Source organism: Streptomyces sp. UH6, assembly GCF_013421635.1.
GTDB classification, from domain to species: Bacteria; Actinomycetota; Actinomycetes; order Streptomycetales; family Streptomycetaceae; genus Streptomyces; species Streptomyces abyssomicinicus.
The window spans coordinates 1-11001 of sequence record NZ_JACADT010000091.1; the positions used below are offsets into that span (position 1 = coordinate 1).

Consider the following 11001-nt stretch of genomic DNA (forward strand, 5'->3'; position numbering starts at 1 on the left):
TCGTAGACGCGGGCGCGGACGCAGGCCAGGGCGACCAGGACCAGGCCGGCGACGGCGGCGAGGATGCCGGGCAGGCCGTGCATGTCGTGGCCGGGGTGGGAGGTCCAGGCGACGAAGGCGAGCAGTGTGGGCAGCACTCCCCCGGCGATCAGGCCGCCGGTGCGGGTGAGGTGTCCGTTCCACAGGGTGTGGTCGCGGGAGACGGCGGAGGCGACGGCCTCGGAGACGTCGTCGAACACGGCGGGCGGCAGCGAGTCGGAGAACGGCCGCAGGGTGAGCAGCTCGCCGTCGAGGATCCGCTGGGCCGCGAAGGAGCGGGCGCTGTCGAGGACGGTGCCGTCGCGGCGGACCAGGTGGTAGCCGACGGGCGCGCCCTCGGCGGGGCTCTGCCGGGAGAGTCTGAGGATCTCCGGGTAGAGGTCGGCGACCGGGATGTCGTCGGGCAGCGCGACGTCGATGCGGCTGTCGGGCGCGACGATGGTGACCCGGCAGAAGCCGAGTCCGGAGCCGGCGCCCGTTCCGGACGGGCCCGCCGGTCCGGGGCCGGCCTGTCCGGTGGCCGGCGCGGAGGCCGTGGTGCTCACCTTCTGCTCCCCCTCGGTGGTGGTGTGCGGTGACGGGTGCGTGTGACCCGAGCGCGCGGCGGTACGGTGGCCGTGGAGCGCCGGTGGGACTCGCGGTCGCAGCTGAACGCCCCTGTTGTCCGAAGTCGTTCACGTGTGTCCGCGCCGGCGGGCGGACCTGGCCGTCCGGGCGGGGCGAACATCCGGCACCATACCTCTCACCGGTCCCTGGCGGACTCAGTAGGATCACGCCGCGGCCCGCATACCCGGACCACGGGGAGCCCTGGACAACGGCGGGGCCCGGCAAGGGGATTGGTGACCAGTGAGCCACATCGTCGTGAAGCGCCCGCCGAGGGCGCTGCCGTCCGAGGTGCCCACGGAAGAAATCGTGCTGCAGCCTCCGCCGGAGTTGCCGCGCGGGCATCAGGAGAGCGTGCTGATGCAGTTGCTGCCGACGCTCGGCATGGGCGGTTCGGTGGTCTTCTTCTTCATGAGCGACAAGCCGTTCATGAAGATCATGGGCATGGTGATGATCGCCTCGACCATCGCCATGTCGGTGGCGATGGTGGTGCGCTTCCGGCGGGGCAACCAGGGGCAGTTGGCCGATCTGCGGCGTGACTACCTGGGGTACCTGACGCAGACCCGGCAGCGGGCGGTGGAGGCCGCGACGGCGCAGCGGGACGCCCAGTACTACCTGCACCCCTCCCCCGAGCAGCTGTGGGCGTTGGTCGCCGAGGGCAGCCGGGTGTGGGAACGGCGGCCGGGCGACGAGGACTTCGCGCAGGTGCGGATCGGTCTGGGCCCGCAGCAGCTGGCCTCGCCGCTGATCGCGCCGCAGACGGGTCCGGTGGACCAGTTGGAGCCGTTGACCGCGGGGGCGATGCAGCGGTTCGTGGCGGTGCACTCCATGTTGGAGGAGCTGCCGATGGCGGTGTCCCTGCGGGCGTTCCACCGGGTGTCGGTGAGCGGCGAACCGGAGTCGGTACGGGCTCTGGTGCGGGCGATGACGGGTTCGCTGGCCTCGCTCCACTCGCCCGAGGACCTGGTGGTGGCGGTCGCGGCGGGCCGGGAGGCGCTGGGGCACTGGGAGTGGGCGAAGTGGCTGCCGCACACCCAGGCGCCGGGCGCCCCGGACGGCGCGGGCAGCCGCCGGCTGATCTCGCAGGATCCGCGGGCGCTGGAGGACCTGCTGGCCGGGCGTCTGTCGGGCCGGCCGCGCTTCCATCCCGCCGCTCCGCCGCTGCCGGAGACACCGCACCTGGTGCTGGTGCTGGACGGGGTGTCGCTGCCGCCGGACTCGGTGCTGGCCGGCCCGGAGGGGCTCCAGGGCGTGACGGTGATCGAGGTGGCGCCGGGCGAGCAGGTGGGCGTGCCGGGTGACCTGGCGATGTCGGTGCGGCCGTCGTCGCTGCGGCTGGAGTCGGCGCACGGCGCGGTGTACGAGGGGACGCCGGACGTGATGTCGTACGCGTCGGCCGAGGCGCTGGCCCGGCAGCTGGCGCCGCTGCGGATGGCCTCCGGCGGGGACGACGACGAGCCGCTGCTGGCGAACCTGGAGTTCACCGATCTGCTGAACCTGGGTGACGCCGCCTCGGTGGACCCCAAGCGGACCTGGCGGCCGCGCGCGCTGGCGGAGCGGCTGCGGGTGCCGATCGGTGTCGGCGAGGACGGCCGTCCGGTGATGCTGGACCTGAAGGAGGCCGCGCAGGAGGGCATGGGCCCGCACGGCCTGTGCGTGGGCGCGACGGGTTCGGGCAAGTCGGAGCTGCTGCGCACCCTGGTGCTGGGACTGGCGGTCACCCATTCCTCGGAGACGCTGAACTTCGTGCTCGCCGACTTCAAGGGCGGTGCGACCTTCGCGGGCATGGCGCGGATGCCGCACGTCGCCGCCGTGATCACCAACCTGGCGGACGACCTGACGCTGGTGGACCGGATGGGCGACTCCATCCGCGGTGAGCTCAACCGCCGCCAGGAGATGCTGCGCGACGCGGGCAACTACGCCAACATCCACGACTACGAGAAGGCCCGCGCGGCGGGCGCCGCGCTGCAGCCGATCCCGTCGTTGGTGCTGGTCATCGACGAGTTCAGCGAACTGCTCACCGCGAAACCGGACTTCATCGAGATGTTCGTGCAGATCGGCCGCATCGGCCGGTCGCTGGGCGTGCACCTGCTGCTGGCCTCGCAGCGTCTGGAGGAGGGACGCCTGCGCGGCCTGGAGACGTATCTGTCGTACCGGATCGGTCTGCGGACCTTCTCCGCGGCGGAGTCGAGGGCGGCGCTGGGCGTTCCGGACGCCTACGAACTGCCGAACGTGCCGGGTTCCGGCTTCCTGAAGTTCGGCACCGACGAGATGGTGCGGTTCAAGGCCGCCTACGTGTCGGGCGTGTACCGCTCGGGGGCGCAGCAGGCGGCGCTCGCGGGCGGGCCGCTGCCGGTGGACCGGCGGCCGGTGCTGTTCACCGCCGCGGAGGTGCCGGTGCGGTACGCGGCGGTGCCGCGGCAGCGCGTGGCCGAGCCCGAGGCGCCGGGGACCGACGACGCGCTGGCGGACACGGTGCTGGACGTGATCGTGAAGCGGCTGGAGGCCCAGGGCCCGGCGGCCCACCAGGTGTGGCTGCCGCCGCTGGACAGCCCGCCGTCGCTGGACGGTCTGCTGCCGGGGCTGACGGCCGTGCGGGGGCGTGGTCTGACGCAGCCGGGTTACGAGGGCGCGGGCCGGCTGGTGGTGCCGGTGGGTCTCCTCGACAAGCCGTACGAGCAGCGGCGCGATCCGCTGTGGGTGGACTTCGCGGGCGCTGCCGGTCACATGCAGATCCTGGGCGGTCCGCAGTCCGGCAAGTCGACGCTGCTGCGCACCCTGGTGTCGTCGTTCGCGCTCACCCACACCCCGCACGAGGTGCAGTTCTACGGGCTGGACTTCGGCGGTGGCGGCATGGTGTCGATCGAGGGGCTGCCGCATGTGGGCGGTGTGGCGTCCCGGCTGGACCCGGAGCGGGTGCGGCGCACGGTCGCCGAGGTGTACGGCGTGCTGAACCGGCGGGAGGAGTACTTCCGGGCGGCGGGCATCCCGTCGATGGCGGAGTTCCGCAACCGGCGGGCGCGCGGCACGATCTCGGTGACGGACCAGCCGTGGGGCGACGTCTTCCTGCTGATCGACGGCTGGGGCAACTTCAAGGGCGAGTACGAGGCGCTGGAGCAGGTGGTGCTGGACATCGCGGCGCGCGGCCTCGGTTACGGCGTCCACCTGGTGCTCACCGCCTCGCGGTCGATGGAGGTCCGCTCCAACCTCAAGGACCACCTGATGAACCGCCTGGAGCTGCGGCTCGGCGACACCATGGACTCGGAGTTCGACCGCAAGGTGGCGGCGAACGTGCCGGCGGGTGTGCCGGGCCGGGGCCAGTCGCCGCAGAAACTGCACTTCATGGCCGCGGTGCCGCGCATCGACGGCCTGACCTCGGACTCGGACCTGGCGGACGCGACGGCGGCGCTGGCCTCGGAGGTGTCGCGGCACTGGACGGCGCCGCCGGCGCCCCAGGTGCGGCTGCTGCCGCGCCGGCTGGCCCTGGAGGAGCTGCCGGCCGGCGACCGGTTCCCGCGGCGGGGCGTGGCGTTCGGGCTGGACGAGAACGACCTGGAGCCGGTGTTCGTCGACTTCGACCAGGACCCCTTCTTCCTGGTGTTCGGCGAGAGCGAGTCGGGCAAGTCGAATCTGCTGCGGCTGCTGATCCGGCAGCTCACGCAGCGCTACTCGGGCGACGAGTGCAAGCTGTTCGTGATCGACAACCGGCGCTCGCTGCTGGACGTCACCCCGACCTCGCACCTGGCCGAGTACATCCCGATGTCCAACACGATGGACCACCACATGGCGGCTCTGGCGGACCTGATGCGCCGCCGCTCGCCGACCGCGGACGTCACCGCGCAGCAGCTGCGGGACCGCAGCTGGTGGAGCGGGCCGACGGTGTACGTGGTCGTCGACGACTACGACCTGGTGTCCACCTCGCAGGGCAATCCGCTGGCGGGGCTGACCGAACTCCTGCCGTTCGCGCGGGACGTGGGCGTGCGGTTCATCATCGCCCGCTCCACGGCGGGCGCCGGGCGCGCGGGTTACGAGGCGTTCGTCCAGCGCATCAAGGAACTGGGCGCCCAGGGCGTGGTGCTGGCCGGCGACCCGGCCGAGGGCGACCTGCTCGGCGGTGTCCGGGCGCGGCCGATGCCGGCCGGGCGGGGTGTCTTCGTCTCCCGCAGACGGGGCAAGCCGCTGGTCCAGACGGGCCTCATGCCGGAGGGAGCGTACTGATGACGGGACTGATGATCTTCGGGCTCCTGGTCTCGCTGATACCCGGCGCGCTGGGGCTTCTGGACCAGAAGAAGATGTGGTGGCGGTTCCAGGCGAAGAACTACGCCCATCCGGAGCACAACGAGCCCTCCGAAGGGGCGTTCCGACGGCAGCGGATCGCCCTGATCTGCTGCTCACTGGGATTCGTGACGCTCATCGTCTGGCTCATGGCCACGGCGCCGTCACCTAGCTGAAACGGGGGAGAACACTCATGGCATGGGACGAGTGGGAGCAGTTGAAGTCCGAGGCGGCGGAACGCGCCTCGGGGAACATGCAGTTGAACCGGCTGCCTGACGACATGGGCGGCGGGTCCGGCCGGCCGCCGTCGAGCGCGGGTGATCTCGAGGTCCACCAGAAGGACCTGGTCGCCATCGGTAAGGAGGCGCACACCCTCTACGACCAGCTGTGGGACAAGGCCCGGCTGAAGGAGGCGGTGGACGGCGCGGCCGGCGACCTCACCACCCAGGGCTTCGCCCTGGGCTCGGGGCTGAGCCACGTGTCGACGAAGTGGAGCACACAGCTGAACTCGCTCCTCGACGCCTGCGCGCACATCAGCAACCATCTTCAGGTGACACGCAGGATCCACGACGACGACGAGAACTACATCCTGCGGCAGATGAGCAGCATCACCGCCCTGGACGCGGGCTTCGACGAGCGGGTCGAACCGCACGAGGCTCCGAAGCCCAACCCGATCTACGGCGACGACAAGAAGAAGTGACGGGGGACGAGTTGCCATGGATCTGAGCGCACTGCGTTATGCCAATTTCTCCAGGCTCGACGAGGCGGTCGAGGAGTGGAGACTGGTCTCCAAGAACCTGGAGACCCTGGCCAAGGACGCCGAGGACGGCCTCCACAAGACCTCGCTGAAGGCCAACTGGTCCGGGGAGAACAGTCAGGTCACCAAGGAGTTCATCGGCAAGACCGCGGGTGAGTTCCAGGACGCCCACACCCAGGCGACCACCATCCACAACATCCTCAAGGACACGACGGGCGAGCTGAAGAGCTACCACCGTCAGTTGAACGATGCGCTGGACCGCGGGCTGAAGAAGAACCTCACCGTCATGGACACCGGTGACGGCGGGTTCACCGTCACCATGAACATCCACCCCGACCGGGCCGCCAAGGGCCACACGCCACCCGAGCACGACGCGAGCGACGTGACCGCGCTGCGGGACGAGATACAGGGGATCCTCTCCAAGGCCACGGAGAGTGACGACAGTGCCCGTAAGGTACTCGTCGCGATAGCCGACCAGAGCCGGCTGGGCTTCTCCGACGCCACGTACTCCGACCGCGACAGCGCGGCGGAGGCCGTGCGGGACGCCGAGGACATGGCCAAGCTGGCCAAGCAGAAGCCGGAGGACCTGTCGCCCGAGGAGTTCGACCGCCTCAACGCGGGTCTCAAGGAGCACGCCGGCGACCCGCTGTTCGCCGAGACCTTCGCGACCACCCTCGGCCCGAAGGGTGTGCTGGAGTTCTGGTCCGGCATCAACGACAGGCTGGGCACCGGCGAGCACCTCTTCCGTGCGCGCGAGGATCAGTTCGACGACCTGCAGAAGAACCTCAGCCTCACGCTGGCCGGCGCCACACAGAGCGATTCCCCCGCCATGGCGGACTGGCAGACCAAGATGATCGCGCTGGGCGACAAGCCGGTGCGGGAGGGCTACAGCCCGCTCGGGTTCCAGGTGATGAGCAATCTGATGCGCGCCGGCGACTTCGACGACAGCTTCCTCACCCGCTACGGCAACTCGCTGATGGAGACCGAGCGCAGCCGTTCCTACAACGGGGACTACGCGGAGCGGGCATGGGGAGGCCGGACCCACTGGGACCCCTGGCTCAACCACATGGGTGAGGACAGCGGCGACGACCCTGTCACCGGGTACCTCAAGGCACTGTCGAACAACCCGGACGCGGCCACGAGCTTCTTCAACCAGGAGTTCATCAACAAGGGCGAGGAGAACAACCCCTTCGAGAAGGAGGTCGACGGCAAGAAGAGCCCGGTCTCGCTCTCGAACTTCGAGTACCTCTTCGAGGAGCGTGACTGGCCGCCGGAGTACGGTCCGGAGGACGACAAGGTGCACATCGGCCGCAACAACCTGGCACTCGCGCTCGAGGCGGCGACGACGGGGCATCCGGCGGGCGAACTGCCGACGGCGGACACCCCGGCGCACAACGCGGAGCAGGCCCGGCTGTTCGAAGCGATCACGGCGTCGGTCTCGGAGGACCCCGGCCGACTCACCGACCGCGGCTACATGTTCGACAGCATCGGCCAGATCACCTCCGAGTACCTGCCCGACATCAATCGCGCGCTGACCGACGACCACGACGGGGACACGGACCGCCTGTATCCGGTCTCCGGGACCGCTGCGGAGGTGAACCACCGCGACGCGACGCGGCTGATGTTCACCCTCGGCCAGAACCCGGAGACGTACGCGGCGGTCGAGGTCGGCCAGAAGACCTACATGGGCAACCTCATGGAGTACCACCTGAACCCCGATCTGCCCGAGTCGCTGCGCTACTCGCAGGACCCGCAGTTCGTGGTCGAGCAGATCGCCAAGGGTTCCGGCGAGGTCTCCGGGACGCTTGCCCAGGGCCGGGCCGAGGAGGTCGCGGGCGAGGCCGAGGAGAAGGACAAGGCGTACGAGCAGTCCGTCGCCCAGCGCAAGAACGTGATCTCCGGCGTCGTCGGTACGGCGGCCGGGGTCGGTGTCTCATTCATCGCCTCCCCGGTGGCGGGCGCCGCGGTCAGCGGCGTGGTGGGCGGGGCGACCAGTGTGATCCTCGAGGGGATCTTCGCGGACGCCGAGGGCAAGGCCAAGGAGGAGGCCGGCCCGGTGATGGGCGAGCTCTGGGAGAGTGGGAAGGACAGCAACTCCAAGTACACCGAGCTGGCGGCCGAGACGGCGGCGAAGAACTACAACCTGGACCTGCCCGACGTGGGCGAGTGGGCCCGTGACGGGGCCCGGGAGGGGTTCACCGACTCCGGTGTGAACGTCAACGGGACGGCGGCGGACCTGAAGACGGACATCTGAGCCCGCGTCCGCCGCCCGCCCTCCCCCACCCTTCCCGCACGTTCCCAGCAAGGAGCACCACCGTGAAGTCGTCGTCCCGGACCGCCGCCCGTACCACCGCCCGTCTGTATGCCGTGATCGGCGCCTGCGTCGTCATGGCCACCGGCCTGACGGCCTGCGGGGGTGCGGAGCGGGAGTACGCGGTGCCGAAGAGCCTCTGCGGGATCGCGGTGCCCGCGGACGAGCTGGCGCCGTTCCTGCCCGCCGGCAAGGAGATCGAGGTGAAGGAACGGGACTCGGACGACGAGTTGAGCTGGAAGACGGGCTGCCTCGTCCTCGTCGACGGGAAGGACGTGCTGGCCACGACGGTGGAGTGGAACGAGCCGGACACCCGCACGGGCGACTTCGCCGGGGGTGTCAGTCTGGAGCGTCCGGACCACAGCACCGACGACGGCCACTTCCTGTGGTCCGGCCGCGAAGGCTTCGGACGGACCGGGTGCACCGCTCCCGACGACGGTGACCGCCTGTTCACCGCCGTGCGTGCCTACGGTTCGGAGCACGAGGACGCCGACGCGATGAAGCGCGTCATCCATGCCTACACCAAGGCCGTCGAGAAGTCGGACCTCTGCCGGTCGGCGGGTGAACTCTGAGCGGCCTTTCGCCGCGAGAGCCGCGAGAGCCGCGAGAGCAAGGAACCGGGGCGGGGCGCCCTCCGTGCGCGCCCCGCCCCGGTTCCGTCGTGCCGTGGTCCTGAGTGCTCAGCCCTGGAAGTAGCCGGCCGCCTTGAGGTCGCCGCCGCGGTAGTCACCGCCGGCCGCGCTGACCTTCTGGCCGATCTGCATCAGCGCCTGGTGAATGGCGTTGCTGTGCCTGTCCCACTCCACCATCGCCTGCTGGAACGTGGTCGCGGCCTCGCCCTCCCAGCCCGTCGCGGCCTGCGCGATCGCGGACTTCAGCGCGCCGAGGTCCTCCTCCAGCTTCCGGGCCTGGTTGCCCAGCTCGGTGGTGATGGCGTCGAGACCGCCGTACTTGACCGCGAGTTCGTCCTGGCTCATCGACATGTTCTGTCCCGTCTCCTGCTCGTCGTCGTGGGTTGCGGTGCGGTGCCGGTGCCGGTGCCTGCGCCGATGCCTGCGCCGGCATCGGCTTCAACTTCGGCTTCGGCTTCGGCTTCGGCTTCGGGGCCTGCGTCGGCTCAGTAGCCGTTGAGCGCGGAGTGCTTGCCGCCGTACTGCACGTCGATGGACTCGATCGTGGCCCGCACCTGGTCCTCGAGGTTGTCCTTGTCCTTGCGGGTCGCGTTGATGTTGTCGAGGAACTTCACGAGCAGCTGGCCGATGTCGCGCATGTGCTCGTTGATCTCGACCTGCTTCTTGTTGAAGGCCGCGGCGCCGATACCCCGCCAGTGGCCCTCGAGCTGGTCGATGGTGCCCTGCAGCCGGGTCATCTGACCCTTGATCGACTCGAAGCGGTCGACGATGTTCTTCTCGAGCGCGATGACTTCGCTGTCCCTGAGAAGCTGCCCATCTGATGCCATGACCTGTGGTCCCTTTCGTCAACGGTCCTTGATGGCCGTCCGGTTGGCCGGCTTTCGGGGTCGGTCGGTATGCGGGTGGCGGCGTCGGAGGGCCGTCAGCCGGTGCGGCGCTTCCTCAGCAGCACGACGGCGACGCCGCCGATCACCAGCACCGCCGCGGCGCCTCCGGCGACCGGCCACAGGAGGCCGTTGCCGTCGTCCGCGGTGTCGGCGGCCGATGTCGCATCCTCGCCGCCGGGGGCGTGCGCCGGGTCGGCGCCGTCCTTCTTCTCCTCGGAGGGGCTGGGCGACGGGCTGGGCGCCTTGCCCTTGGCGTTCTCGCGGTGGAGCGGGTCGGCGTCCGGGGCGGCCGGCTTGTAGTCCGCGTCGTCCAGCACGAGACGGGGGCGGAGCAGACCGTACCCGAGGTACTTGCTCGGCACGTCCTTGGGCCAGTCCCGGCCCGCCGTGTCGATCAGTGCGCTCATCACCTGGTTCGCGGTCCAGTCGGGGTGGGCGGACCAGATCAGCGCGGCGGAGGCGGAGGCCACGGCGGTGGCGGCGCTGGTGCCCTCCTGCATGCAGTAGGAGCGGAACGAGGCGTCGCACCAGCTCGGGACTTCGAGTCCGGGCGCGGCGACATCCACGTACTGGCCAGCTTCCGAGAAGTCTCCCACCGTGCCGCTCTCGTCGGCGGCGGCCACCCCGACGACGTAGGGGTATGCGGCCGGGTAGCCGATGGTCTCGGCCTCGAAGCCCTTGCCCATTGCGTCGTTGCCGACGCCCGCGAACAGCAGCTTGCCCTTGGAATGGGCGTAGGCGACCGCCTCGTCCTCCTGCCATGTGGGCGTTCCCCAGCCGAAGGACATGCTGATGATCTTGGCGTCGCTGTCCGCCGCCGCCCTGATCGCCTCGAGGACACTGGGTGCCTTGGCCGCTTCCGCCTTGTCCTTCAGTGTGGAGAGGCCGATGCGGATCGGGATGATCTCGGCGTCGGGCGCAAGGCCCTTCAACCCTCCCCCTGCGCCCGTCCCGGCGATGATCTCGGCCATGCTGGTGCCATGGCTGTCGTAGTCCTCCGTGGCACCGTAGTTCTGCGGAGCGGGGATCTCGTCGGTCAGCACCTGTCCCTTGAGGGAGGGCGTCGCGGGATTGACCCCGCTGTCGATGACCGCGACCTTCACCCCCTCGCCGGTGCTGGTCTTCCACATCTCCTCGGCGCGCATGGCGTCCAGGTACCACTGCTTCGACTGCCAGTCGGCCGCTGCCGCCTGAGGAGTCAGACCGGCTGAGAGGGCGGCCAGCGCGCCGAGCGTCGCCGTCGCGGCGGACCACCGCCTGCCGAGGGACCGGCTTCGGGCGGTCGGCCTACCGGGTCTGCTGATGCGCACCATGGCTCCTGTCTGCGTCGCTCTTGTCGTCAGCCCGCCGCGGGCGGCGTCTCGCGCCGGTCGTCACCGGGGAAACGGCTCTTCCCCCGGGTGTCCGCCCCGCTGGGGGTGGCGGTCACACCGCCGGGCGCCGCCTGCGGGCGGCCGGTACCCTGTCCCGTCCGTGCCCCCGGGGTTCCGGTGCGAG

General features: G+C 70.3%; 9 protein-coding genes. 5 read left to right on the forward strand and 4 right to left on the reverse strand.

The genetic code is table 11. From position 1 onward, the window contains the following. The coding region (locus HW445_RS08255) for an EsaB/YukD family protein (protein WP_180220369.1) at positions 1–584 on the reverse strand (584 nt) is incomplete at its 3' end. A 301-nt stretch (positions 585–885) separates the two neighbouring features. Between HW445_RS08255 and eccCa the strand changes: the two genes are divergently transcribed. The 5 genes from eccCa to HW445_RS08280 all read left to right on the forward strand — a co-directional run bounded on the left by eccCa (position 886) and on the right by HW445_RS08280 (position 8557). Then, positions 886–4860: a type VII secretion protein EccCa gene (eccCa, locus tag HW445_RS08260; protein ID WP_180220370.1), complete on the forward strand. Its 3975-nt coding sequence runs from the start codon at positions 886–888 to the stop codon at positions 4858–4860. Continuing rightward, entirely contained in the window at positions 4860–5093 is a 234-nt protein-coding gene (locus tag HW445_RS08265) for a hypothetical protein (RefSeq protein ID WP_180220371.1), read from the forward strand. The genes eccCa and HW445_RS08265 overlap by 1 nt, the downstream gene beginning before the upstream one ends. A 17-nt stretch (positions 5094–5110) precedes the next feature. After that, positions 5111–5617, forward strand: a complete 507-nt coding sequence (locus HW445_RS08270) for a hypothetical protein (RefSeq protein ID WP_180220372.1) — start codon at positions 5111–5113, stop codon at positions 5615–5617. Positions 5618–5633: 16 nt separating this feature from the next. Beyond that, a complete protein-coding gene (locus tag HW445_RS08275) occupies positions 5634–7928 on the forward strand; it encodes a DUF6571 family protein (RefSeq protein WP_180220373.1) in 2295 nt (764 codons plus the stop codon). Positions 7929–7990: 62 nt separating this feature from the next. Then, on the forward strand, positions 7991–8557 hold the full coding sequence (locus tag HW445_RS08280) for a hypothetical protein (RefSeq protein WP_180220374.1): 567 nt from the start codon (positions 7991–7993) through the stop codon (positions 8555–8557). 108 nt (positions 8558–8665) lie between these two features. Here the strand turns inward: HW445_RS08280 and HW445_RS08285 are convergent, their stop codons facing one another. The 3 genes from HW445_RS08285 to HW445_RS08295 all read right to left on the reverse strand — a co-directional run bounded on the left by HW445_RS08285 (position 8666) and on the right by HW445_RS08295 (position 10817). Next, complete coding sequence (locus HW445_RS08285) at positions 8666–8968, reverse strand: WXG100 family type VII secretion target (protein WP_151775549.1); 303 nt, start codon at positions 8966–8968, stop codon at positions 8666–8668. A gap of 134 nt (positions 8969–9102) precedes the next feature. Then, positions 9103–9444, reverse strand: a complete 342-nt coding sequence (locus HW445_RS08290) for a WXG100 family type VII secretion target (protein ID WP_180220375.1) — start codon at positions 9442–9444, stop codon at positions 9103–9105. A gap of 95 nt (positions 9445–9539) precedes the next feature. Then, positions 9540–10817, reverse strand: coding sequence for a S8 family serine peptidase (locus HW445_RS08295; protein ID WP_180220376.1), 1278 nt, complete (start codon positions 10815–10817; stop codon positions 9540–9542). Between the last annotated feature and the right edge of the window lie 184 nt (positions 10818–11001).